The organism is Paenibacillus sp. J22R160, assembly GCF_059692135.1.
Genome location: NZ_JCAUAU010000001.1, coordinates 303,031 through 329,401 on the forward strand (window position 1 = coordinate 303,031; position 26,371 = coordinate 329,401).

Sequence of the window (26,371 nt, forward strand, 5' to 3'; positions counted from 1 at the left end):
CCCTGTATTTCAAGTAACTCCCCGTCAGATATACCTAATAACTGGAAAAATTACCGTTACTTCTCTCCTTTAACCCTGTTTCCGAGCTCAATCATCCGCATTAGCAGGAGAAATTCCATTTATTCATGCCTCTAGTGTGTTATTCAACTATTTAGCGGTAGTATATCCCGTTAATCTAAAGAGGCGCTCCCAAAAGGTAAAAACATACTTTCCCTCGGTCATTAAATGACTTTCGGGACAGCCTCCTCTTTTTTATTATCATTATCTACCGATTCCTATTCCTCAAATATACGCGTCAGCAATTCTCCAAGGTCTTGCATCGCCTGCTCTTCTTGCTCTCCATCCACTTCTAATGTCACTTTATCATTCTGTTGAATGCCAAGTGTCAGCATACTTAACGAGCTCTTGCCGTTGACCTTCTTATCCCCTTTAATGACGTTTACTTTGCAAGGAAACGTACCTACCTTTTGAACGAACACTTTGGTCGGACGGGCATGAAAGCCTGATGGATTCAAGATCGTAAAGGTTTGAGATATCATGTTAAATCACTCCTTGTCTTCTGTTCTACAAACTGTTTGATTTGATCTTGGGTGCTCATCGCTAGAATTTGCTGCGTATAACCAGCCCATTCTTTTTGAGAGGTCCTTTTAATTAAAGCTCTGGCAGGTAAAATCGAGCTGGCACTCATGCTGAATTCATGAAGTCCCATGCCCAGTAGAATCGGAATCGCGTGCTCATCTCCAGCCATTTCTCCACACATGCCTACCCATTTGCCTTCCTTGCCCGCAGCTTGGATGACCATTTGGATTAAGCGAAGAATGGATGGATGACAAGGTTGATATAAGTAGGAAACTGTTTCATTCATCCGATCCGCAGCCATCGTATATTGAATGAGGTCATTGGTACCAATGCTAAAGAAATCTGCCTCTTTCGCTAAAAAATCCGCTGCAATGGCAGCAGCCGGCACTTCAATCATAATCCCTACTTCAATGTTAGGGGACACAGGAATTCCTTCTTGAATAAGCTTCTCTTTCTCTTCCTGCAGCAATTGCTTGGCGGCAAGCAGCTCATCCATGACAGCAATCATAGGAAACATGATTTTCAATTGCCCATAGCTGCTTGCTCTTAGAAGTGCTCTAAGCTGCGTACGAAACAGGTCCTCCTGGCTCAAACATAATCGTACCGCACGTAAGCCAAGAAATGGATTGCTTTCTATCGGAAGCTTCATGTATGGCAGTTCTTTGTCTCCGCCAATATCAAGGGTGCGGATGACGACAGGCTTGTTGTTCATTCGCTCCAGAACATGTTTATAGATCTGAAACTGCTCTTCTTCACTAGGCAGCGCGCTGCGTCCCATATAGAGGAACTCGGTTCGGAATAAGCCGATCCCTTCCGCTCCGTTGGCAAGAACTTTTTGCAAATCTTCCACACTGCCAATGTTGGCAGCCAGCTCTACACGATGATCATCCGCAGAGAGAGTCGGCTCATTGATGAGCTTGCGCAGCTGGGCTCTTCTCTCGTCATACAATGCTTTACGCGCCTGATAAGTTTCAACCTCTTGATCACTTGGCGCGATGAACACAGTACCCTCAACCGCATCTAGTATGAGCATCGTACCTGTCACGATGTCTTTTGCTCCTTCACCTGCACCAACGACTGCAGGCACTTCCAGGGACCTGGCCATAATTGCAGAATGAGAAGTACGACTACCAACCTCTGTAACAAAGCCAAGCACATAGTCAAGATTTAATTGCGCTGTATCGGAAGGCGTCAAATCATCTGCGATCAGTATGCACGGCTCATTAATAGCCGAAATCGCTGCATAGGATACTCCTCGAAGCTTGCTCATCATACGTCCGGTAACGTCACGAACATCTGCCGCACGCTCCCTAAGCAGCTCATTATCCATCGCGCTGAGCACTTCAATAAAGCTGCTTGCCACTTCATGTAGCTTAAATTCAGCATTCATGCTTTCATCGTTTATACTTTCAATGATGGCATCTATATAATCAGGATCTTCAAGAAGCATCAAGTGTGCCTCGAAGATTTCCGCTTTGGCCGCACCCATTCGCTGCTCAGTCAACTCTTTAATCTCTTCTAATTCTTGCTTGGTTTCTTCCACAGCTTTCCTAAAACGAAGGATCTCCTGATCCTTGTCGGCCACTTCCTCAGCCACGGGCACGTAATGCTCCTTATTCAATCGAAAAGCTTTGGCCAGCGCAATGCCGGGGGAAGCAGCTATGCCGGTTAGACGTTCAGTCATCATGTTCGCCATGAGGAAACTCCCCTTTCTTTAAGAAACAACGGTTTGTTTGAATTGTTCGTAATGCGTTAGAATCAGCTGATGAATAGGGTGCTCTTCACCAATAGTCGTGTACTTGGTAATCGTTTGAGCAAGGCCAATAGCACGCAAATCGGCTTGAATTTGGGCGGCCTCGGGATCTGAAGGCTCTTGAAATAAGAAGGCAGCAGCCATGACCATGGTCAGATACGTAGGGGTCATTCCTAGATCATACCCTTGTAAAGCGGGTCTGACCAGCCGGTCATTCACAGATAATTTACGAATCGGCGATCTTCCTACACGCGCTGCATCATCAATCAAATGTGGGTTCGTGAATCTTTGCAGTATTTTATCCATATAAATCTCGTGCTGTGCTAACTCGAAGTCATGCTTCTTGATCAGAATAGAACCCGTCTCATGCATAACATGCCTTACTAATGAAGTAATTTGCGGATTAGCCATCGCCTCTTGAATCGTCGCATAGCCTTGAAGATATCCCAGATAGGCAGCGCTGCAGTGTCCTGTATTTACGGTAAACAGCTTACGCTCAATGTAAGGCTCTAGCGTCTTGACATAATGAACCCCAGCAATGCGAGAGAAGCCTTCCAGCATTTGAGACTCATCAACAACCCACTCATAGAAAGGCTCCACAGTCACTTGAAGCGGGTCCTCGTTATGCTGAATCGGAACGATTCGATCCACAGCAGCATCGGGAAATGCAACGACAGCATCTGCTTTCGTACGCAGCTCTTCACTTAACAAAGCATAAACGTGTTCTTTGAGCTGCGAGCTTCCGCCAATCGCATTCTCACACGCGATGATGTGCAGCGGCGCGGCTCCCCTCGCAATTCTTAGCTCGATCCCTTTGGCGATTCCGCCTGCAATATGCTTCAGGATATTGACACCTACCGCGGTTGTCACTAGATCGGCCTCTCCCACTGCTTCAGCCACTGCTTCTAGATTCTTGCCGTTGATAGCTGTAACACCAGCAACCGTGAAGGTCTCTTGCGCTTCATTCGCCAAACGCACCGTGTACGATTTTCTTTCCTGCAGTTGCTCGACCAAGGTATCATTAACATCTGAGAAAATAACTTCATATCCGGCTTGTGACAAAAGCAAACCTATGAAGCCTCTTCCAATGTTTCCAGCTCCAAAATGCACAGCCTTCATCATTCCATCCCGCTTTCGAAAATCTTCACCATATCTTCTGGTGTTGAAGCTTGCATAATCTGCTCGATGTTCTCATCTTCCGAGCAGATCATCGCTACATTGGTCAAAATGTCAAGATGATCACTCCCCGCTGCTGCAATCCCAATCACCAAGTTGGCCGTCTCTCCATCGCCGAAGTCCACGCCGTCTGGAATTTGAACAATAGACAGCCCCGTTGAAAGTATCAATGATTTGGAGTCCTGCGTGCCGTGTGGAATTGCCAAACCATTGCCCATGAAGGTGGATAATGTCATCTCTCTTTCGATCATTTTATCGATATAAGCGGCCGAAGCATGACCTGCATCTACTAGCAATTGGCCCGCCATTCGAATAGCCTCGAATTTGTCTTTGGGTTTGGCATTCAGCTTTACTTTATTAGTTGATAAGATACTCATCGTAGGTCTCTCCCCATATCCGATTATTTTTTACTCTCTAGAAAAGCTGCTAACTCTTGCGATAAAAAACGCTTAATCTCTGACTGGCTGCCCAACTTCAACAGTTCGATCATTTCAGGGATGAGCAGGAAAGAGCTTATTTCACTTAGCACTTCCAAGCTCTCTTTCGAAAGCTCCTGAGGACCGAGCATAAGCAGCATTTGTCTCACACCCGATTTTTTTCCGCTTTCTAACGGCAAATCCTCCGCTAATCGAAACAAGGTGAAGGAAGGCTTTTTAACCTGCTCACTTCGTATATGAAAGAGTGCAAGACCCGTGTCAGGAATCACCTGACTGCTCAACTTCTCCCTCGCAAGCAGAAGATCGACGATAGGTTTTACATCCTCAATGACACCGGATCTACTCACATAGCTGCATATATCCTGCAAGGCGTCTTCCAAGTCTTCGTAACTTTGCTCGATGTGATACACCATGAATTGATCAATGATACTAATAATTTCATTAATATAGAATTGAGTACGATGCAATCGATCTCTAGATCCTGCTTCCGGCTGCATGTGGACAGAATCACCAGACGCTTTTTGCAAAGTTACATTTTGAATAAAAAGCCTTAACCGCTCTGCCTCATCTTTCGTCAATAACGGGCTGAGCTTCATGTATTGTTCTGAAGGGAGCGGCAGATCCACCGTCGATATAATTAAATCGTAGTCCTTCTCAGGAATACGCGCAGCTTCAAACCAGGAGGCATTGCCAATAATATGAATTTGAGGGAGTTCCTTCGTTAGGCGCACAGCCAGCATTTTGGAAGTGCCTATACCGCTTGTGCAGACCAGAATCGCTCTCACATTCCGCTTAAATTGTTTCTGCCTCTCGATAGAAGCACCGAAATGCATAACCAGGAACCCGATTTCTTCGTCCGGTATGGCAATTTCACTGATTGTCAAATCGACGGCTTCGCGAATGGCTTCGAACAGCACTTCATAATCTTTTTTAATTTGTGTCAAAAGCGGATTGCGAATCGTTGCTCCCGCCAATAGCCGTTTAATCGCCGACTCCAGATGACTCAGCAGTCCTTCTTTCAAGGAACGATCGTCGCTGAACGGCACGCCTAGACTTTGTTCCATTCTGCGAATTAGCTTCCAGACTATTTCCATGTAGCTCAACTCATCTATCGGCAGCAGCAGATTGGAATGAGCCGCAGAAGTTGGCTCCAGCAGCTCAGCAATATACGAAATTTCAGCTGCAATTAACTGGATTGGGATGACTTGGCTCAAGTGGTCAATCGTATGGGTAAGCAGTTGGCTTGGACGAGTCAAGTGATGGTCACTATTCACCTCGATCTGTCTGCCCATCTGAATTCTGGCAACCGTAATCGAGAGGGAAATGAGTAAATTAGTATACTCCTCCTCCGTTATGTCACTCAAGCCTTCATCTTCAGCAAGCCAAAGCGCTTCTTCCACTTTTGTGAAATTCTCTTTTCCTATAAGCTTCAGCAGCTTTTGCGCTAACGGCGAGTGCTGGTTCTCACTTTTTCCAAAGAGATCAGACTCATCAAGCCCGTTCTTCGCTAGACGTAAGATCATCCTGCGCTTATTAGCCTCAGTGCCGCTCAACTCAACGCCATAGCCTCTTTTGCGAACGAGGATGAGATTAGACCTTTTGGCCCAGCTATCTAACTCATCAAGATCATTGGTGATCGTCGGAATCGTTACGGCTAAATCATGCGACAACGTGAAGAGCTTAACGGGCTCCTCCTCCTGAAGCAGTAGGCACAGCAGCAGCATCCTTCGTTCCTCAGCCGAATACTCCACATCCACCCTGCCATCTAACAGATGCCTCAAAGCCTCTATTTTCTCCGGCCCCGCTAGGAGCTGAATGCCTTTTCCCGATTTCTTGCGCAGCTCTATACCGTATTTCGCCAAAATAGTCTCTAACTCAGACAGTTCTCTATGAACTGTTCTAGTGCTTACATTGATCTCAGCAGCAATCTCTCCCGCTGTAATGTCATCCATTTGATTCATTAACAGCTCAAGGATTTGCCGATGCCTGTTTGAGAGGCTCATGATTATTCTCCTCACGAACAAAATGGAGATAACGCCGGCAAGATGCCAGCGTTAGATACCTATATTTAGCCCAATCGTTTCACAAGCTCATCATATTCCGGGCTTTTCATGAAATTATCAATGGAAATATGCTCAGCTTGCGGTGCTTTATTTCGTGCACGATCCGTTAAGGATTTATGCGTAATCACGATATCAGCATCGGATGGGATATCATTAATTGCCGTATTGACGACGGTGATATGGATAGCAGCTTCTTTCATTTTCTTTCTTAAAATAGAAGCTCCCATTGCGCTTGATCCCATCCCAGCATCGCAGGAGAAGACGATTTTCTGTACTTGGTTTACAGGCTTAGTTACAGGAACATCCAACTGCTCTGCTGCCGCAGCAGCTGGGGCTTGCTTCATTTCTTTCATTCTTGCTGCAGCCTGTTCCAAATCTTCGCTTTCCGTTTGCTTCGTTGTTTTCAACAATAGGGCACCTACCGCGAAAGAGACAATTGTAGAGGTAATTACGCCGGTGAAAATCGGCAGCATACCGCCTTTTGGAGCCATTGCGATGTAAGCAAAAATGCTTCCAGGTGAAGGAGGGGCAACCAGACCTGCATTGAAAAGAGAGAATGTGAACGTACCTGTCACACCACCTGCAATCACTGCTAGAATAAGACGCGGATTCATTAGGATGTATGGGAAATAGATTTCATGGATACCGCCGAAAAAGTGGATAATAGCAGAACCAGGAGCGGAAAGCTTAGCTGCGCCGCGTCCAACAATCCAGTAGGCAAGCAGAATACCAAGTCCTGGACCAGGATTAGACTCCAGCATGAATAAGATGGACTTGCCTGTTTTGGATGCTTGATCAAGTGCGATTGGGCTCAGAACACCGTGGTTAATCGCGTTGTTCAAGAACAGCACCTTACCTGGTTCGATGAGAATATTCGCTAGCGGAAGCAATCCTGCATTGACTAGCGCTTGAACTCCGGAAGCAAGTGCCTTGCTCACTACCTGAACGGCAGGTCCGACAACCGTATAAGCCAGAACTGCTAAAATGGCTCCTATGATACCTGAGGAGAAATTGTTAACAAGCATCTCGAAACCGGACTTGATTTTACCCTCAATCGACCTATCGAACTGCTTAAGCACCCATGCGGCGAAGGGACCTACAATCATGGCTCCCATAAACATCGGAATATCCGTTCCGATGACGACCCCCATCGTGGTTACGGCCCCGATGACACCACCACGTGTGCCATGAATCATCGTTCCTCCTGTATACCCAATCAAGAGAGGAAGCAGATAAGTTATCATTGGACCTACGAGCTTAGCCAAATATTCATTTGGAATCCAGCCGGTCGGAATAAATAAAGCCGTAATCAATCCCCAAGCGATAAACGCCCCAATATTAGGCATCACCATGCCGCTCAAGAAACGACCGAAACTTTGCACTTTCACCCGGAATCCACCGGACGATGCTTGCTTTTGTGCAGCAATCTCACTCAATAGAATAACCTCCCTTTGTCTGTTTCATGTTCATATCGTAATGCAAAAACGCTTACATGATCAATCAAATCAAAATCCCTTTTCGTCATGAATGATGTTGACATCATTTAAACCTGCCATCGTAAGTTTTCCCGTTAGCATGCAAAAGACAGCCGGTTAATCACCGGCTGTCACCATAGAATCTAGTTTACTTAAGTCCAAACCCCATGCCATAAACGCCAGGGTACTCAATTTCTTTCCCAAGCTTCTTGGCAGCTTCAAGCGTCCAATAAGGATTTCTTAACATCCCGCGGCCGACGGCTACGAGATCCGCTTCTTCGTTGCCGATCACGGCATTGGCTAATGCCGGATCATCTAACCGTCCTACCGCAATAACAGGTACGTTCAACGCATTCCTAATTTCTCGTGCCATAGGTACCTGGTACGCCACATGGGTGCCCGGTCTTCCGTGCGCTAGAATAGGACCTTCTCCACCGGAACTGATATGAAACAGGTCGACGCCCGCCTCCTTATACACTTGGGAAAATGCAATACTTTCCTTAAGTCCATAACCGCCATCGACATACTCTCTTGCCGAAATACGCATAATAAGTGGCATATCCTCTGGCATCACGCTTTTGACCGCTCGAACCACTTGCTGGCCGAACAATGCCAAATCTTTGCCGTATTCATCCATGCGCTTGTTTGTATACGAAGACTGAAACTGATGAATCAAGTAGCCATGAGCACCATGAATTTCAATCGTATCTACGCCAGCTTTGATTGCACGCTCCGCAGCCAAACGATACTTTTCTACCATTTGCTTGATTTCGTCCGTTGTCAGCGCACGTGGTGTTTTATACGTCTCGGTTTCATCAAATGGAATGGCGGATGGCGCAACTGGCTTTTCCGCGTGTTCCGCTTTACGTCCAGCATGAGCAATCTGAATGCCTATTTTGGCCCCGTATTGGTGAACGGCATCGACGATTCGCTTCAAAGGAGCGATATGCTCATCGGACCATAACCCAAGGTCAAAGTCAGTAATCCGGCCATCCGGCTCAATATCCGTCATCTCGATGATGATAAGTCCCGCGCCGCCAATTGCGCGGCTAAGATAGTGATTGTAGTGCCAATCGTTTACGATTCCGTCGTTGTTCTTGACCGCGTATTGGCACATTGGCGGCATGACGACACGGTTTTTCAGTTCCAAACCTTTTAACTTATATGGCGTAAATAAATGATCCATTTTTTCTTCCTCCTATCGATACTCTGAATGATTTGACAAAGGCATCAACAATTCTATAACCACAATCAGTAGCATAACCATCAGACATTGCAATATCCAAAATGAATAGAGTCCTATTAAACACTTAAATCTGCATAAAATGGCGGTGTTGCGCCAAGCATACGGGCATATACGAATAGTTGGCCTTTGTGATGCACCTCATGCCCGATTAGGCGATGAAGAATTTCTACGATTGGCTCCGTAACTTGTAAGGCTTCAACCGTAGCAATCTGCTGTAAGTCTACTTCCGTATAGGATGCAAGTTTCTTATCACATTCATCCGTAAGCTGCTTAAGAAGCTCCCGCGCTTCAGGTAGAGTCGATGGAACAGGTGGAATATTCATTTCGCGTTTCTCAATAGCAGAAAAGAAGAAGTCTGGTGTCCAAGCAAGGTGATGGACAAGTTCTAGTGTTGTCATCCCGCCATCCCAAGGGCGCCAGTCCCCGCCAGTTTCAGGTAATGCCGCTACAAGCTCTAGTAAAGCATTGCGATGCATTTTCCAACGTTTCAAAACTTGTTGTCCATTCGTTAATTCGTTAGTCATATATATTACCTCCTAATGTTAAATGAGCGTATTTTCAATCGGTATACTTCAGCAAATAACTTGTTCGCGAAATGCAATAGATCATCTTAAGCATTTCGTTGCGTTTGCCGTATCCATACTGTAACATCGCAGAGCTGTGAATCGAACTACCGATATGTTTGGTGAGGAATAACAAAAGGTTATGGGGGGATGGACGTGAAGATCGAATGGTTAGAAGCCTTCCGGCAGACGGCGGAAACGAAAAGTTTAACGAAAGCTAGTGAAATCTTGCATATTAGTCAGCCCGCCTTAAGCAAACAAATTCGCAATTTAGAGGATGAAGTGGGAGCGCAATTGTTGGTGCGTTCCTCCACTGGCGTGACTTTGACGCAGCCTGGTCAGATTTTACTTGAAAGAAGCAAGAAAATTATGAACGAACTCCATGAGCTGAGAAGAGAGATTACATTAAGTCAAGAAGAGGGAAAACTAGACCTTGTAATTGGATCTTGGCCAAGCATTGCGACTATTTATTTACCTAGCCTTATGGCAGCTAATAAACAGGAAGAAATCAAAGCGGCGTTCAAAATCAGAGTATTTTACAGTTTTTTTGACTTGCTAAAAAATATAGAAAACGGCACCATTGATGCTGCCTTATTTGATGACAGAGGTGTGCAGCATAATTATCATTCGACACCTGTCTTTAAGGAAAATTTCTTCTTATTTGTTAACGTGGGTCATCCCAAGTATGGTAATAAAGAAAAAGTATCCTTTGATGAGATAAAGGATGACCTCTTCGTCATGTTGCCTGAGGGGTGTGATGTTAGGATGTTGGTTGAGAAGGAGTTTTCAACTAGAGATGAAACGTTACATATTGCGTTGGAAATTGAATTGGGACAAAGCATCCTTGGATTTGTACACGCCAACTTGGGGGTAACCATTTTGCCTGAAATCTTCATTGTCCAAGCCAAGGATACGATTAAAGCAATCCCCATTACTGATTTTGGATTGAACCGTCAAATCTCAGTAATTACTCGCGACAAATCGATAAGTAAACAGTTGTTAACTTTAATGAATCCGAACACGAAATAACACTAAAATAAAAAAAACTTCCTATACAGCCAACTTCCATCTCATCAGCCTATATCAAATTTCATAAACCATCAGTCATGGGATGCCCCATCAAGGCTCCTCTGCTGAAATAGCTGGAGAAACTACCGTTAATCTACGCTTCTCGGTAGCAGCAATAGAATTAGCGGTAGAAAGTCCAGCTAAAGCGTCGGTAGTTACCTAAAATCTGGTGAATTTCGCTAAATTAGATGTAGAAAATCCATTTAATTGGGCTATAGTAGAACAATTGCAGAAAATAGCAGTAGAAATTGGCGTTGCTTATAGTAATCCACTACCCAATTGGTTACCCAGTTCTGCGGGATTGATCCATTAAAGCGTCTCAGCAGAAATAGCTAAAGAAACTACCGTTAAACGGTCCGAACTTAGGGTTTTCCATATCTCGAAGATTCGTGCTCCTTATGACAGGTATCTCCGACCCAAGCTTCAATCTCTCCAGAAAGAGCATGGAAAGTTTCGCAGTCCTCATTCGGATCATCCTTCATTGTGCTCGCACACATTCTTAATAAATTCATTGATGATGAGTACGTGCTTATGCTTCGACTTAAACCCAATTAATATTTCGTTATGAACCATCATATCTTCGAATACCATTTTCCATCTAGGCTCTGAAACCTTCTGATGCCTCAGAACATGGGTTGGGAGTAGACTCACCCCGGCCCCTTCTTCAATTGCTTTTAAAATCAAATCAAAGCTAGGAATGACATGGACTGGATTAATTAGTGGCCCTTTTTTGAAATACTCTTTCCAGTACCTTCTAATAATAGGAAGCTCAAGGCCGTAACTGATCCATTTTTGCTCTGAAAGCCATCGTTCCCTATCCTTCAAAAGTGTGAAATCCGGCACCACCATTTCAAACGGTGCAATAATGACAAAGCTCTCTTCCATAAGCCGTACGTATTCGATACCAGGCGTCATGAATCTTTGATTGGTTAAAATAATATCTACACGTTCCTCTTTGAGAAGCTCCAGTGATTGGTCCGTTCCGCCGAAATACGTTATCGTATTCAGATTCAAGCTTGGCAGATGAGGCAATATTTTCTCGGTGAACAACTCTGGTATGGCACCGATTTTAATCGTAATCATGGTAGGTGATAAATGCAATTTTAATCCCATTGTCTTTTCCTCTAATGACTCAATAAGAGGTGCTAGATGAGAATACAGCTGCTTTCCTCGTTCGGTCGGTACCATTTTTCGTGCAGTTCGAGTGAACAACAGTTCACCAACTTCGGATTCAAGGCAAGCAAGGTGCTGACTCATCGCTGGTTGGGTCATAATCCGTGTCTTAGCAGCCTCCGAAACTGAATTGTGCTTAAAAATGGCAATAAAGCTTCTGTACCATTCAAAATCGACCATAGCTACTCCTTCCTTTTTTATGAAAGAACCAAATAATGTAATTGTAAGATTTACAGGTTAATTAATACGACTTGCTGTAGCCATACAGTAACACTACGAATCCGAGGATTGTACTACCATTTGGTTAGGAAGGGCATAACGAATAGTTATGGCGGAAGCTAGACTTATTCGGGGAGTACATGGGAATAAAAAAACGAACTTACAAGTGCTTGTAAGTTCGTTTTTTATGAATCAGTTTCGCGATTAACCTAGTTGACGAATAACTTCCCGCGCGGCACTTTCCGCAGATTGTGGATTCTGACTCGTAATGAGATTCCCATCAACTTGAACATTATCCGTCCAGTTTGGTGTTAATACGATAGTAGCTCCCAATTCGCGAAGTCGTGTTTCTAATAAGAATGGCATGTATTTGTCCAATGTCGTTTCTCTTTCTTCCTCATCGGTAAAAGTAGCGATCGTTTTTCCTGCTACCAATGGCGTACCATCCGACAATTTCACCCCAACAAGGGCTGCAGGACCGTGACAAACAGCAGCAACGACTTTGCCGGATTCATACATCGTACGAATCATCGATTGAAGCAACTCGTTATCTGGCATATCGAACATCGTTCCATGTCCACCCGGGATGAAAATGGCATTATAAGAATGAATATCGTTCACATTTTCCAGCTTAATGGTATCTTGCAGATATTTGGCCATATCTAACATCTCTTGAGATGCGCCTTCCAGGCTTCTATGATCTAGTGGGACCTTCCCTCCTAATGGGCTTGCTATCGTAACTTCATACCCTTTTTTGTCAAATGCGATGTACGGCTCTACAAATTCTGATAACCATAAGCCTGTTCGTTCTGTCTCATTTATTTTATCGGCAGTCGTAACTACCATTAGAATACGTTTTGTCATTGTAATTTCCCCCTTAACCTAGTTGACTCACGATTGATATTATTGCCTCTAAGATGCTTAATACACATCACACAAATATGGCTATTTTTTTTCAGAGAATTACAGCAATTGCATTCGCCTTTCGTTTAGGCGGTAAACATACTGTAACACCTCTGCGCTGCGGATTGTACTACAGATATGTTGGGGGAGTCATAATCAAAGGTTATGAGGGATGATATGAAAAGAATGCACAGCCGCCTATTGATAAAAATACTTATACGAGTAGTAAGATTTCGTTATTTGCTTGCCGAAATATTACCATTTACAATAATGTAGTGCCATTCCGCATACAAACCTCCGTGGATCGATGGCGGTTAATCTATTACCAAGTGAGGTCAAACCATGACAAGCACGCCTGAAATCATTAAACAAAACATGATTCATATTATGAAGCAAATGAGCGGCTCCTCTCCCCGTATATCCTTCGTGAAGACGCCACAAGCGATTCGTTACGAGAGCGATCTCCCTCATCCCCTATTTAATCGTATTATTACCTATGAAGGATTGAATTCCAAAGGAGCTATTACCGATATCGCATCGATTGCCGACCGTTACCGGGCATCTAAACTCCCGTTCTCTTGGCTGATCTGGTCGCATGATACCGACGCCGCTGAGTTGGCAAGGGTACTAGAGGAACAAGGACTTAAAAAGTCCGGTCACTCACCGGGGATGTCACTTTCCCTTGCGGATTGGACGTACAATGCCCCAACGATTCCCAACTTCGACATCAAACCTATCCGAACAAAATCGGAATTCTCATGGTTCAAAGAGATTGCACTTCCCGCATTCGGCCTACAGGGAGAACTAGGCGATGCATTCATGCAAGTTAATGAATGGTTAGGACTCGGTGAACAAGCCAAATTACAGCATTATGTCGGATTCCTGGATGGCCGTCCTGCAGGAGTTGTTACTGCCTTTCAGGATGGAGAAACGATCGGCATTTACAATGTGGCTACGTCTGAAGAGTACCGGCGGGGAGGGATCGGAAGTGCTTTGACAGCGCATGCCCTTCGTGAAGGACAAGCCGCAGGCGGGAAGCTAGCCGTGCTGCAGTCAAGCGAGATGGGAGTCAGCGTATATCGAGCGCTGGGATTCAGCGAAGAAGTCACCATCGATTTTTATATAGGATAAAGAGGCTACGTCGACGCGGTTTCAGCTTTTCATGACCGTGAGTCGATTGACTAGCGTTTAAATGTGTGCAAGTAAAAAAGACCGTTTGGCCGAGTCTTCCCCCCGTCCAATCGGTCTTTTCTTGTTTTTTCGCTTATTCCTCTATGTCATCATCATACCAATTGGTCACCTTTGGTAACGAGGAAACAGAATTAGCATCATGAAGGCGACACAAGCTAAGATGGAAGCACACAAAAATAAAGCCTGTGGTGCTCTTTGGTACACAATACCGCCTAATCCATTCCCAAAAATCCCTGGTAAGCTGAACAACCACACGGATGTCATCATTTGTGCCGTAGAACGAAGGGTTTCCGGGAATTGCGACCGAATGTACGTCATTGCCCCGACATACAACAACACATAGGAACCACCTTGCAATAACTGCACGGCAAAGAATATTTCGCTGCCGCTGAACATATACAGCACGAACCATCGAACCGCATAAACCGCAGACGCCGCCGCTAATATCCGAATTGGCCCTATTTTTTGTATCCAACGCGATACAAAATAAAAGAACGGAATCTCGCTTAAAGCAGCTAATGTCCAGCTAAGCCCCACTAACAGCTCCGATACCCCAGACTGGGTCATGTAAATACTGATAAAACTATCGACGGCGCGGCCCCCTGTGCCAAGTACAAATAAGGGCAGCAGAACCGCCAAAATTGCTGGCTTCTTGAGGGCTCGTAACTGTACCAGCAGATTCACTTTGATCGGTTCCTGCCGCTTTTCGTCAGGAATCGGGAGTAGAGCGGCCATAGCAAAAAGGATTGACATAACAAAAAGACCGTAAAGCCCCATGGATCCAAACTTAAGAGCCACCCACCCCATAATTGGAGCAACTGCAGCAAAACCAAGACTGCCCCAAATTCGCAAACTGCCGAATGAAAAACCATTTTGAGTGCTAAGCGTCAAATTCCATGAATCTGTTAAAGGTACGACCGAACAGGAAAAAAACATGAACATGATTAAACTCGCATAAATGCCCAGAGGACTGTCCGATACCAGAAGAACGCCCAGTCCGAAGGTAAGCCCTGCCATACATAACAGGGCGATCTTCTTCACACCACCGATTGAATCGCTTAACCAACCCCAGAACGGCTGTGCAAGCAGACTGATGACGGGAGCAATACCGAGCAGTGTTCCGATTTGTCCAGGGAGCAGTGATTTATTTTTTAAAAGAATAGGCAGGTAAATCATACTAAATGCTGTAGTTCCATAGTAAAGAAAGTAGAACGAGCTGAAGAACAGCAGCGTATTGCGGTGTTTCACTATCATCCTTTACTAGCTCCCGATTGCAATATCCATTCGTGAAATACGAGTGCGGCTGCTCCCAAGGCACAGTTGTTACGACTATAGTCGGAAAAATAAATCGGCGTATCAGTTATTGTGGCAATTGCAGTATGGCCTAACGTCTGGGTTAACGATGCTTTAATCCAACGGGATGCCAGTGTCAACTCTCCCCCGATGATAACCGCTGCAGAATTCAGCAAATTTAAGACATTGCCAATGACGAAGCCAATGTGCCGTCCCACTTCTTCTAATACAGCTAGAGCCATTGTATCCCCATCTTCCAGCCGCTTTATCGTTTGAGAAAACGACCCGCCTGTCAAATTAAGCTCATGCATGATTCTTTGTACGGAAACATAAGCTTCGAGGCAGCCTCTTTTTCCGCAATAACACAAAGGGCCGCCCGCGCTAATCTTCATGTGGCCCATTTCACCCGCATAGTGATTCGCACCGGTGTAGACCTGCCCGTTCATAACCAATGCCGCCCCGACGCCTTCGTCCAAGTAAATGCATAAAGCATGGCTCAAACCCGCACCGTTCTCCCCGGTTCTCGACCAGACCTCGCCCCTTGCAAAAGCTCTAACATTATTTTCAACGTAAACAGGTACGGGATACCTTTCTGCCAAGCGCTGCTTAACAGCAACATGGTGCCATCCCAAATAAGGGGAATGAATCACCTCGCCCTTGATGGGGTCAATAATTCCTTGGATTCCCACACAGATTCCTAGGTTTTTACCATAAGGAGGAACATGTTCAAGTAATAAATCGATAAGTTCAATCAATGCATCGAGAAGAGCTTCCCCTTGAAATGAAGGTTCATTCGTGGAAAAAGGTACTGGAAAAGTAATTTTATGTTGATAAATGACCGTCTTATTGTAGTCCATAACCATACCGGATAGGTAGCTTTTCGTCACTTCGACACCGACAGCAATCAGGTTCTCCCCTAACAAACGAAGAAGGACGGGCTTGCGCCCGACCCCTTTTTTTGCAAGGACAGCTTCCTCAGTGACTAACTGATCGGTTAGCAGTTCGTTTACAATATTGGTCACCGTCTGTTTCTGAAGATTGGCTCTTCGCGCAATGTCAATGCGTGAAATAAGTCTCTCTTGATGGAGGAGCTCCAGCACTTTTTTCTGGTTATGAAGCTTCATCCATCGGAAGCTGTTATAATCCTCGTTCAAATGTATTTCCTCCTATTTAAGCTCCTCTTGCATGGTTAAGACTTCTGTAAGCTTATCAGGGAAATTGATGGTCGTCCCGTCGACGCCGCACTTCAAGGCATGATGCATAAGCTCCATGGTAAATGCGCCCCATGCTCTAACCTCTAGACCGTGTGATTTGGCTAGGAGGACATCCTCTTCCGTAAGCAGCTCAGTGGATGGGCAAATTTGCTGTGCGTTGATTTCCTTCAGCCTCTCGATGGCTTCCACATCAATTTTGCGGATCAAATGTCCAATCCTGATGTCAGAGTCCGCCTCTCGCATGGCTTTGATATTATCGTACGAAAAAGAAGTAACCGTCGATTGGTTTCGGATGCCGTATTGATTGATCATTTCTAGAACAGGAAGCTCAATTCCTTTGTCTTTCAACTCTAAAGCATAGATGATATTTTTTCTGGCGAAATAATGCAGAAACTGTTCAAACGATACCAGTCTCTCACCTGCGTAAAGAGGTGAGAACCACGAACCGGCATCGAGCTCTTGGAGCTCCTTCCAGGTATATTCTGAAGGGAGTCCTTGACCGTTGGTCGTGCGCTGAAGTTCATTGTCATGAAATAAAATCAGGACGCCGTCCTTTGTCATTTTCAAATCGGTTTCTATCCCGTTAGCACCCATTTCGATTCCTTTGTAAAAAGCGGCAAACGTGTTTTCTGGTGCGTATTCCGAGGCTCCACGATGAGCTAAATTCATAAACATGGTCGAACCACTCCCTTATTTATAAGTTTTCATAAAACCGTCTACATCAGCTTGCAGCTTATCTAATACTTTTTGCGGATCAGCCTTCGGATCCCCTTCCACCGTTTCCAGTGCGGTGACCAGACCGTTCCAGATTAGTGAATCAGCAGGATGCATAGGTTGGTTTCTCAAGTATTGGTTTTGATCCATAATTGTTTTGAAACTAGGGTCATCTTTCAATTTCTTTTGGAACGGTTCGGATGCCGTCGCAGATTTTTTGATCGGCGCATAACCCGACGACATGCTGAATTTCGCCGCATTCTCTGTATTGGTAGCAAACGAAACGAAATCCCATGACGCTTTTTCCAATTCCGGTGTAGATTTAAAGATCCCCAGACTGTTCCCACCGATCGGTACATTACGATCCTTAATCATAGGAAGGAAAGCGACACTAACCTCGAATTTCTTACCAACCTGATCTTGCGTTGCCGCAAGCGCAGAACCGGATTTAAAGATCATAGCAAGCTTGCCTGAAGCAAAATCCTCTTCCGCAGTTTTGTGCTGATTCGGCGCCATCGCTTTGTCCACATTGACCAAATCCTGGAATGATTTAAGCACTTCTACAGCTTCTTTGCCGTTGACTGTCACTTTGCCGCTCTTATCGATAATCGTGCCACCGCGGTTCCATGTCATCGGTTGGAAATACCAAGGGGAATCGGCTGCTGTGTTAAATCCCCAAACATCCGTTTTTCCATCGCCGTTCGTGTCTTTCGTTAATGCCTTTGCTGCTGTTACCAACTCATCCCATGTGTTCGGTGCTTTTAATCCTGCTTGATCGAGTAGCGTTTTATTCACATATAACATAGGTGTGCTGCTGTTGAACGGAATCGTCCAAAGCTTGTCTTTATATCGGAAACGATCCCAGAACGCAGGGTATACATCATTCTTCTCTTGATCGCTAATAAATTGCTCAATTGGAATCATCTTCCCGCTGTCAGCCATTTGCGGAATCCCGTAACGCTGACCTAGCTGCACGATGTTGGGAAGCGTGTTCGAAACGACTGCGGCCATAACCTTCTGGGCCATTTCATCGTAACCGCCCATAAATTCAGCCTTTATTTTCACGTTAGGATGCTGCGCTTCAAAAGCTTTCACTTGATCCGCTAGCATATCCTTGTTCGTTGACCATAAGGTTAGTGTCACTGGTTTTTGTTCAGCCGAATTTGTAGCTGCTGGAGCATTTGATGTTGCGGCTGGGCTGGTTTGGGCGTCTTTGGCTGCGCCGCATGCAGTCAAGCCGATCATAGAAAGCGACATTACTACTACTAATAACTTCTTCATAAATTTATTTCCTCCACTTTTTTTTAGATTAAATGAATAAACCTATCCGAAAATTTATCTCTGTAATGACACATTTTCTACCAATAAGATGCTTACTTCACGCTTGAATGCATCACCCCTCTAACAAAGTATTTTTGAGTTAATAGGAAAAACAGAAGTACAGGCATAATAATGAATGTGGAAGCAGCCATTAAATGAGGCCATTGGATACCTTTTTCCACGTCCATCATATAGCGAAGTCCTACCTGAACAGTCCGCATTTCCGAAGAATTTGTAATAAGGAGAGGCCACAAGTAGTTGTTCCATGCATGCAGAAAGGCAAACAAGCTGAGCGTAGCTAAGACAGTTTTGGAAATTGGCAGCACGACCTGCAGCAGTGTACGGAAGTGACCACAGCCATCCATTCTCGCAGCATCCATCAGATCACGGGGAATCGTCATGAAAAATTGCCGCAGTAAAAATATGCCAAACACGCTTGTAATACTTGGTGCAATGAGTCCAGCATAGCTATTGATCCACCCAAGCTCCTTGATCACCAAATAAGAAGGAATCATGGTGGACTCGAAAGGAACGATCGTCGATGCCACCACTAGAATGAATAGAATATTTTTCCCCTTCAAAGGTACCCAGGAAAATGCATATGCGGCCATCGAGCATGTGATAATCTGGCCTAGGACAACCCCTACCGACATAACAAAACTGTTCACAAAGAATCGGCTAAACGGTGCCATCTTCCAAGCCTCTGCAAAATGCTCCCAATGCCAAACCTCAGGTAAACTAAGAAATGAACCAGAGAAGATTTCTTCCGTTGACTTTACCGCTGCTAAGAACATCCAGATAAATGGAATTACCATGAATAACGAACAAGCTAGAAGGACTATATGCGTAACCCAAGCGCTGATTCTGACCTTTTTGAATCGACTCGGTTTTGCTAATAATTGGGGTCTTGCTGGTTGATTATCTTGAGGCGTATTGGCTTGCTTTTCTAGTAGCGTAGACGGTGATAATATTTCCAACTTCATTCGCTCCTTTATCAATCATTGGTAGTGAACTTTTCGGCCTATTACAAGCATTTGGATCAGTACCAAACTTAACACAATCCCAAAAATCACCATGGATATCGCTGAAGCATAGCCCATTTGGAATAGCTCAAAAGCATAATGGTAAAGTTGAACGACGATCAACTCTGTACTCTTAGCCGGACCGCCTTTCGTCATCACGTTTACTTGTGTAAAAGTCTGGAACTGTTCAATTGTCAGCAAGATCAGCAACAGAAAAATGGAAGGCATTAGGAGCGGAATACGGATCCGCTTGATAATTTGAAATTCATTCGCCCCATCTATTTTTGCTGCTTCTAAAACACTTGAATCCGTATTTTGAAGTCCGGCAAGCAAAATAATGATGTTGTAGCCAAGCGTCTTCCAAATGGACATAATAGCCAGTGAAATGAGCGACGTATTCGCGTCATTCAACCAACGTAGCTCGGGAAACCCGAAGCTTTCCAAAATAGCATTGGCCAACCCATGATCCGGATGAAAAATAAACATCCATACAGCGGAAATAGCCACAGTCGATGTAACCATCGGCGCAAAAAACATGGAGCGGTAGGTGATCATCAGCTTCTTCGAACCTCTGTCCAGCAGTAAGGCAAAGATTAGCGCCACCAGCATGGAAGTAGGAACTGTCATCGCAGCGAACAGAAACGTAATTTTCAAAGAATGATAGAATTCTTCATTCGTAAATAGTTTCTGATAATTTTCCAATCCGATATAAGTTGGGGTAGGCCGCAGCATATCCCAAGAAAATAAACTCAACCCGGCACTGTAACAAATAGGGATGAGAACAAAAATAGCTATCACCAGCAAGGAAGGCGCGAGCATCACATAACCCGCCATGTTCGTTTTCCACTTCTTTTCTTTCAAAACTATGATCCTCCTTTTCGAGCACGCTATTGTTGTCGATATCTCTTAGTAAAATAATTTGACTTATTAATGAGTCAAGCTTATCAGCCCATGATTATTGCTGTGTTAACTTGCTCTTAAGAAAATGTAAAAGAGCAAGAGTCTATCTAAATTTAGTTGATAAATTTGGCTGCAACCCAAATGATTTGAGTAATACGAGCGATTATGGAAGGATTTCCGTTCTAAACAAGAAAACGGAGCCCGCAAACCTGCGGGGCTCCGTTTATATTTTTAATTTCATGATTAGGCGCTCTGCAAGCTAAGCCTTGTAGCCCTAACCGATAAGGCGCAACAAATAAACAAGACTAAGCACGCCAGTGTATACGGATAATTGACATTCAAGTCTAATAAAAAACCTGCTGCAATAGGTCCAGCTATATTGCCAAGACTGGTAAAGGCAGAGTTCAAGCCGGCAACATAGCCTTGCTGATCCTTAGCTACCATTGACAATTGGGTACTGATGGCTGGCCGTAAGATATCGATGGCCAAAAATACAACAAAGGTAACAGCAAAAATCATCCAGAATTGGTGAACGAAAAGCGTCAGCAGAATAAACAAACCTGCAAAGAAAAGACAAAGAGAAATGACGCGTTGCTCCCCAAAACGATTCAAAATCCAGCTGAAGGCCGTAACTTGAATTACGGCGCCAGCTATGGACCCGAATGTTATGATAAAGGCGATATCCTTTGGCTGAAAACCAAATTTTTGATCCACAAAAAGCCCGTAGATCGTTTCATAATTAGCAAGCCCGAAGGACATAACAAAAACGATGATTAAACTTAAAAAGTAGGGCTCTTTGTAGGCATACTTCAATTGTGAAAAAAGCCCTCTTCGTTCAACTGCGCTTGGTGGCGTATCTGTTGTAATCTCTTTTGTAGGCAGCGACTCCCGAAGGATAAACATTGTGATACATGCCGCGAAAAGCCCCGCACCTGCAGCGGAATAAAACGGTACGCGGATACCAAATTCAGCAATATAACCACCTACTCCCGGTCCAATAATAAAGCCCGTCGTAATTGCAGCTGTAATATACCCCATCCCTGTCGCCCGTTCTTCCTTTGTCGTAATATCTGCTGCGTAAGCCATAACGGCCGGCATGATCATTGCTGCACTGATGCCGCCTAGCATCCTCGAAACAAAGAGCAGGACAGACGAACAAGCTAATCCAAAGATTCCCTCTGAGACGGCGAACACAATCATGCCAATGACAATCATTCTTTTTCTGCCAAAAGAATCGGCCAAACGACCCGCTAATGGCGAACAAAGAAACTGCGTCAGCGAAAAAGAGGCAATCAACAAGCCGATTATCCCTCCTGTAATGCCTAGACTATCCATGAATTTAGGCATAATAGGAATAACAAGTCCGATTCCCGAAAAGACTAGAAAAAGATTAAGCATGAGTACTAATAAAGCTCCCTGATGTCTTGTTAATAATGTCATTTATTATTCCTCCTATTATCGAATAATACTGAATGGATATTCAGTATTATTGCGAAAAAAAGGCTAGTGGCTCGGCTTGGCAATGCCCTGCAGAAACACATTCATAGCCAACCGATATGCCGCTAGCGCTTCGTCTCGTTCCATTCTCCGACTATGTTGACTTAGACCAAGCAACAGACTGTCCAAGATAATCGCGTGACCGGTGACATTCGTTATTTCAAATTCGTTGTTATCGATCCCCTTCTGAAGCAACTGCCGATTAAAGTCAATATACCCTTTGACCATTGCGTTTATTCGCTCCTCCACATCTGGAGCTTTCTCCGCGTTATTGAAAAACTCATCAGCAGCCCTCGTAAGCGGATGATTCAATTGATCAAGCGCCAAATATTCGACCATGCCGTATAATTTATCGATTGTAGTCGTATACAACTTTTCCTTGACCAACCAATTGCTATCCCATTCCCTGTTCCAATCCTCAAGTAAATATAGAAAAAGCCCTTCCTTGTTCTTGAAATGATAATAAATGTTACCTGCACTGCACCCGACTGCTTTTACAATGTCTTCTATAGCGGTTGCTTTGTAGCCCTTTTGAGCAAATAAAACTCTTGCGGCATCAGCAATCTTTTTCTTCGTTTGCTCGGTTTGTTGTTTCTTTTTATTCACACATGCTTCACCACACCTTCTAGCTTGCAGATCTTAAAAATGAAAATCACCTATAATACTGAACATTCATTCAGTATTATAGGTGATTATTGAAATCATTGCAAACCTCGTTATATTAACAACTTGAAAACTTTCGACATGGCCGGTTCCAAGCGAACCTGGATATCCCCTGACGATGAAAGGGCAGTTTCCTCCCAAAGATCAAATAGCGTATAAGAGTCCTCTTTGGGCAGGCCCAAACGCTCTACGGAAATGGTTTTCTCAACCGTTTCATCTTTATTATAGTTAAACACCGCGATATAAACTTCCTTATTTCCTTCCATTTTGAAGAAAACATCATCAGCAGAGTTATGGATATTTCCCTCATGCGGCTTAAAGCTCTTTCCTGTCCGTCCGATTTCTAGCAGCTCCGAGCGGGTCAACCAGGCGCTGGCCCTGTCTCTCGCTTCCTCCAGACGGAAATCGTCTCCCATCAAGAGAACCGTCCCGGCAATAATGGAAGCGTTAAGACGGCTGCGACCTTCCTGCGTTATCGTAGGTTCTTGGTTAAAGCTTTTGTACAGCACGGTGTGATCAGGATCATTGTAAGGAAACAAAGTCCCATTCATCCACCAGCCATAAGTAAGTGAATTCAACATATATTCCGTATCTTTCAAAGTACCGAAGGCATCACAGGAAATGCGCCGGCTATGGGCATATTGATGCGGGAACATCGGCGCGATAGACAAATTAATAAAGAACGGGCGTCCGATCACTTCCGGATCGAGCCTTCTCTTGATTAGCTCCATGCCAAAGTTGTATGCCTGAATTCCTGTACGTATCTCTGGGTCGAAGTGCCTTCCTTCCAGAGCACCATGGCCGAGGAAATCAAGCTTAATATATTCGAAACCCGCTCGGACATAACGCTCCAGGTACCACTCCGTTCGCAGCAGACTGCCCGGGTGCGTAGGATCGATCGCAAGCCCGCCGTCCAAATCAGGCAATATTTGCCCTTGATCATCTTGAAGCAAGAGATCTCGATACGTATACTTGCCGTCCGTTCCTTCCACAATCCGGTCGAAATCATTCCCCCAGAAGGCAAAAGGCGTCCAATAAATGCCTGCTTTCTGCCCGTTGTCACGAACGTGACGCACGGCGTCCTCGAGCTGCACCTCGCTTAAGTTTGTCCAGAACGAATCAAAGTTGATGTAGACGGTCCCATGATGGTGGAAACCTCCGTCGTATAAGCTTTTCAAGAAGTCCGATGTATGGACATAAAGATCGTAGTCAAGGTCAGCCCCTGCGGCCGACCAGCTATTCCATCCGAAAGGAACACCGTGCTCCCATCGAAGCGGAGGCGCCACTTTGGCATTCGCCATCCCGAATTGTTCCAGTCCCTCTCTATAATCGTCATACATACCTACAAAGATTCGAGGTGAAGCAATGGTTTGCCCGATTAGCGACCCGTGAGGAACCGTATCGCGCGTATACTCGCCGGCCGCTCCGCCGTATACTTCCAATCGATGGATCGCTGCTCCTTCTTCTCCGGCGACTTTCAGCCCGGTTTTCCATGTCTCATGTGTGACAGAACCGACGATTAAGCCTTTTCTGGAGGCTGGCTCAAGAATAGCGGTAACCTCGTAGCTTTCCAACTGGCCGGGCATGACGACTGATTCGTAACGTACCCACTTGTCGTTATCGAAAGGAATTAGCAGCGCCCTCAGTTCGGCTGCGCCTGTCCCCAATGAAATCGCCGATGATCCCAGTGCTGCATCAACCGTCAACGGCGACATATAGTTCGTCTCCAGTGCATCAGTTCCGCCCTCTAACGCAACTTGAACGAAAAAGTAGGGCAATGTTTCATACATCCAAAATGTTTGTCGCATGACGGGAAGCTCTTCAGCGGTATGAATGACGGAAAATTGGCAGCCAGAACCGAAATCATCGTGAATCGTTCGAGCGCCTCCATCGTCCAGTCTGTGCTCCGTGTATTCGGTCGATCGAACAAGCTTCTCTCCAAGCTTCGCTGTACTATAAGCGCCTGTCACTCCGCTGCCGGAAGACCATTCATAATCAGCCGAACCGCTCGTCAAATCGATTGTAATTCGGCATGCTTCATTTTCCCCAATCACTTGCCCATTGGTCATTTGAATCCTAATATCGGATGCCATTGATAAACCCGCTCCCTTCCATATGCATAGCTGATAAAAGAAAAAAGGAAGCCGGATTATGCTCCGGCCTCCCTGAACCGCATCCTTATTTCCAAAGATCCGTGCGTTTCTTATAGTTGTCGCTAAGGATTTTCTCTACTTTCTCGTCACCGGCTGCCTTCATGTCAGCAAGCATTTTATCGAACAGAGCAGCTGCATCGGCTTCGCTCTTAGAAATAATGATTTTGGTAATCGTTTGGTTCATAATATCGGTAACCTTTTGACTGACTAACGCATCTGGCGTGCCGCCGGCTGGGCCCAAGTTGTCGTATATCGATGTATCCCATACCGTATCCGACAAGTTCTTGAGCGCCATCTGGTCAATTTCACCGCGTATGTAACGGCCTGGCAAATCAAACGGCGTACCGTCGGAGCCTTTGCCGTTCTTAACGAACCAAGTCCATTTACGGATACCGGTTTTCTTCGCATAGTTATCCCAATCGTCTTTAAATCCTTGGAGCACTTCCGGACGCGGCGTATGTTTGCCGTCCTTCATATCCCAATGAACACCCTCGATGCCCCACATGAGCAGGTACTGGCCTTCTTCGCTTGCCAGGAAGTCAATGAGCTTCATCGTTCTTTCAGGATTTTTGTTCGTCTTCGTAATGGCAATCGCATCCCAGCCGAGCGTGCTCTTAGGCCCCAATGTTGTCTTAGACGGGTCGACGCCAGGTCCTACAATTTTATAAGGATACATCTGCTTTTCGGGTCCGCCTGATTTCTTCAGCACGCCATTCGGCGTACCGAAATCCCAATAAGCGCCTGGTGTTGCGAAGACGAGACCGTTAGAAATTTTCTGCTCCCATGTCTGCTTCTTGTTGACCGGCCATTCCGGGTCGATTAAGCCTTCACGATACAGTTTGTTCAAATACAGCAGCATATCCTTATATTTTGGATCTTTCACATCGTATTTCAGCGTCCCGTTATTTTCATAAAAGGACTTCATTCCCCACATGCCTTTAAACGTTCCTAGCACGGCACTCATATTTTCACCGTTAAACGACATTGGGAATACGTCTTTGCCGTCGACTTTACCGAGCTTCGATTTAAAATCTTTCAGCAGCGTTTCGAATTCGTCCGTCGTGAAAGGCTTCCCGCCTTCGGCCTTGTCAGGCGCGATCTGCTTAAGCCAATCCATCCGCATGCTCATGCCGAATACCGGCTCGTTCTCTGCACCGTACCAGTTGGAAAGATAGTAATTCTTTCCGTCAGTGAAGCGTGTCTTGTTCAAGGTGTCGCCGTACATTTTTTTCACGTTGGGACCGAATTTCGCAATCAGATCATCTAGCGGAATGATCGCCCCAGCAGCAATATATTTGCTGACGATATCGCCTCCACGGTCCATCAGCACGACATCCGGCAGATCGCTGCTGGCGAGCATCAGATTCAGTTTCTCCGCAGGATTGCCCGTCGGCTGCTGAATTTCGATCGTAACACCTGTCCGTTTCGTAATTTCTTTGGCAACCTCATTCGTGAAGGCATCGCCTGTATTTTTATCAAAAAACGTCAATTTAATCGGCGTCGTATCGTTTGCTTTGCTATCTGCTGAAACAGCTGGTTTCTCGCTGGAAGAAGCTGTATTTTCCTTTGTGGAGCAGCCAGCGATGACAGAACCCATTAGTACCGTTGAAAGCAGGACGTTGAACGTTTTCCTTGTTTTAAACATAGAACTATTTCCCCCTCGACTCATCATGATTAATTACTGCAAATTCATTGCTTCATGCAAGATCCGCCCCAAACCACCGCCTTTCATACCTAAGAAAAGCTCGA

22 protein-coding genes are annotated in these 26,371 nt (G+C 45.1%); 2 read left to right on the plus strand and 20 right to left on the minus strand.

The genetic code is table 11. The features are described from left to right. Window positions 1-275: 275 nt before the first annotated feature. The 8 genes from AC58UW_RS01200 to AC58UW_RS01235 form a co-directional block, all read right to left on the minus strand. A complete protein-coding gene (locus tag AC58UW_RS01200) occupies window positions 276-539 on the minus strand; it encodes an HPr family phosphocarrier protein (protein WP_497418897.1) in 264 nt (87 codons plus the stop codon). Next, window positions 536-2,263, minus strand: coding sequence for a phosphoenolpyruvate--protein phosphotransferase (gene ptsP, locus AC58UW_RS01205; protein ID WP_497419313.1), 1,728 nt, complete (start codon window positions 2,261-2,263; stop codon window positions 536-538). Before ptsP ends, AC58UW_RS01200 begins: the two co-directional genes overlap by 4 nt. 30 nt (window positions 2,264-2,293) lie before the next feature. Next, entirely contained in the window at window positions 2,294-3,451 is a 1,158-nt protein-coding gene (locus AC58UW_RS01210) for a mannitol-1-phosphate 5-dehydrogenase (RefSeq protein ID WP_497419314.1), read from the minus strand. Beyond that, a complete protein-coding gene (locus AC58UW_RS01215) occupies window positions 3,451-3,885 on the minus strand; it encodes a PTS mannitol transporter subunit IIA (protein WP_497418898.1) in 435 nt (144 codons plus the stop codon). The genes AC58UW_RS01210 and AC58UW_RS01215 overlap by 1 nt, the downstream gene beginning before the upstream one ends. 23 nt (window positions 3,886-3,908) lie before the next feature. Further along, complete coding sequence (locus AC58UW_RS01220; protein WP_497418899.1) at window positions 3,909-5,948, minus strand: BglG family transcription antiterminator; 2,040 nt, start codon at window positions 5,946-5,948, stop codon at window positions 3,909-3,911. Window positions 5,949-6,013: 65 nt separating this feature from the next. Continuing rightward, window positions 6,014-7,444, minus strand: a complete 1,431-nt coding sequence (locus AC58UW_RS01225; RefSeq protein ID WP_497418900.1) for a PTS mannitol transporter subunit IIBC — start codon at window positions 7,442-7,444, stop codon at window positions 6,014-6,016. A 187-nt stretch (window positions 7,445-7,631) separates the two neighbouring features. Next, on the minus strand, window positions 7,632-8,669 hold the full coding sequence (locus AC58UW_RS01230) for an NADH:flavin oxidoreductase/NADH oxidase (RefSeq protein ID WP_497418901.1): 1,038 nt from the start codon (window positions 8,667-8,669) through the stop codon (window positions 7,632-7,634). Window positions 8,670-8,785: 116 nt separating this feature from the next. Then, the gene (locus AC58UW_RS01235; protein ID WP_497418902.1) at window positions 8,786-9,253 is read right to left on the minus strand and encodes a DinB family protein; all 468 of its coding nucleotides are present in this window, start codon (window positions 9,251-9,253) and stop codon (window positions 8,786-8,788) included. A gap of 195 nt (window positions 9,254-9,448) precedes the next feature. Between AC58UW_RS01235 and AC58UW_RS01240 the strand changes: the two genes are divergently transcribed. Beyond that, window positions 9,449-10,321, plus strand: coding sequence for a LysR family transcriptional regulator (locus AC58UW_RS01240; RefSeq protein WP_497418903.1), 873 nt, complete (start codon window positions 9,449-9,451; stop codon window positions 10,319-10,321). A 510-nt stretch (window positions 10,322-10,831) separates the two neighbouring features. Here the strand turns inward: AC58UW_RS01240 and AC58UW_RS01245 are convergent. Both AC58UW_RS01245 and AC58UW_RS01250 read right to left on the minus strand, forming a co-directional pair. After that, window positions 10,832-11,713 carry a LysR family transcriptional regulator gene (locus tag AC58UW_RS01245; protein WP_497418904.1) on the minus strand — a complete coding sequence of 294 codons (882 nt, stop codon included), beginning with the start codon at window positions 11,711-11,713 and terminating at the stop codon, window positions 10,832-10,834. A gap of 243 nt (window positions 11,714-11,956) precedes the next feature. Next, a complete protein-coding gene (locus AC58UW_RS01250; RefSeq protein ID WP_497418905.1) occupies window positions 11,957-12,616 on the minus strand; it encodes a type 1 glutamine amidotransferase domain-containing protein in 660 nt (219 codons plus the stop codon). A gap of 381 nt (window positions 12,617-12,997) precedes the next feature. Here AC58UW_RS01250 and AC58UW_RS01255 point away from each other — a divergent pair, with 381 nt between their 5' ends. After that, window positions 12,998-13,786: a GNAT family N-acetyltransferase gene (locus AC58UW_RS01255; RefSeq protein ID WP_497418906.1), complete on the plus strand. Its 789-nt coding sequence runs from the start codon at window positions 12,998-13,000 to the stop codon at window positions 13,784-13,786. Between the two features lie 165 nt (window positions 13,787-13,951). Here AC58UW_RS01255 and AC58UW_RS01260 read toward each other — a convergent pair whose 3' ends face one another. The 10 genes from AC58UW_RS01260 to AC58UW_RS01305 form a co-directional block, all read right to left on the minus strand. Then, complete coding sequence (locus AC58UW_RS01260; protein ID WP_497418907.1) at window positions 13,952-15,100, minus strand: MFS transporter; 1,149 nt, start codon at window positions 15,098-15,100, stop codon at window positions 13,952-13,954. Beyond that, entirely contained in the window at window positions 15,097-16,293 is a 1,197-nt protein-coding gene (locus AC58UW_RS01265) for an ROK family transcriptional regulator (protein WP_497418908.1), read from the minus strand. The genes AC58UW_RS01260 and AC58UW_RS01265 overlap by 4 nt, the downstream gene beginning before the upstream one ends. 12 nt (window positions 16,294-16,305) lie before the next feature. Continuing rightward, the gene (locus tag AC58UW_RS01270; RefSeq protein ID WP_497418909.1) at window positions 16,306-17,028 is read right to left on the minus strand and encodes a glycerophosphodiester phosphodiesterase; all 723 of its coding nucleotides are present in this window, start codon (window positions 17,026-17,028) and stop codon (window positions 16,306-16,308) included. Window positions 17,029-17,043: 15 nt separating this feature from the next. Continuing rightward, window positions 17,044-18,348, minus strand: coding sequence for an extracellular solute-binding protein (locus tag AC58UW_RS01275; RefSeq protein WP_497418910.1), 1,305 nt, complete (start codon window positions 18,346-18,348; stop codon window positions 17,044-17,046). Window positions 18,349-18,440: 92 nt separating this feature from the next. Beyond that, entirely contained in the window at window positions 18,441-19,364 is a 924-nt protein-coding gene (locus tag AC58UW_RS01280) for a carbohydrate ABC transporter permease (RefSeq protein ID WP_497418911.1), read from the minus strand. Between the two features lie 21 nt (window positions 19,365-19,385). Then, window positions 19,386-20,270: a carbohydrate ABC transporter permease gene (locus tag AC58UW_RS01285; RefSeq protein WP_497418912.1), complete on the minus strand. Its 885-nt coding sequence runs from the start codon at window positions 20,268-20,270 to the stop codon at window positions 19,386-19,388. Between the two features lie 282 nt (window positions 20,271-20,552). Further along, window positions 20,553-21,749: an MFS transporter gene (locus tag AC58UW_RS01290; RefSeq protein WP_497418913.1), complete on the minus strand. Its 1,197-nt coding sequence runs from the start codon at window positions 21,747-21,749 to the stop codon at window positions 20,553-20,555. A 63-nt stretch (window positions 21,750-21,812) separates the two neighbouring features. Beyond that, window positions 21,813-22,412 (minus strand): TetR/AcrR family transcriptional regulator, encoded by a 600-nt coding sequence (locus AC58UW_RS01295; RefSeq protein ID WP_497418914.1) that lies wholly within the window; start codon window positions 22,410-22,412, stop codon window positions 21,813-21,815. Between the two features lie 110 nt (window positions 22,413-22,522). After that, window positions 22,523-24,562, minus strand: coding sequence for an alpha-galactosidase (locus tag AC58UW_RS01300; RefSeq protein WP_497418915.1), 2,040 nt, complete (start codon window positions 24,560-24,562; stop codon window positions 22,523-22,525). Between the two features lie 85 nt (window positions 24,563-24,647). Further along, the gene (locus tag AC58UW_RS01305) at window positions 24,648-26,267 is read right to left on the minus strand and encodes an extracellular solute-binding protein (protein WP_497418916.1); all 1,620 of its coding nucleotides are present in this window, start codon (window positions 26,265-26,267) and stop codon (window positions 24,648-24,650) included. Window positions 26,268-26,371: the final 104 nt, after the last annotated feature.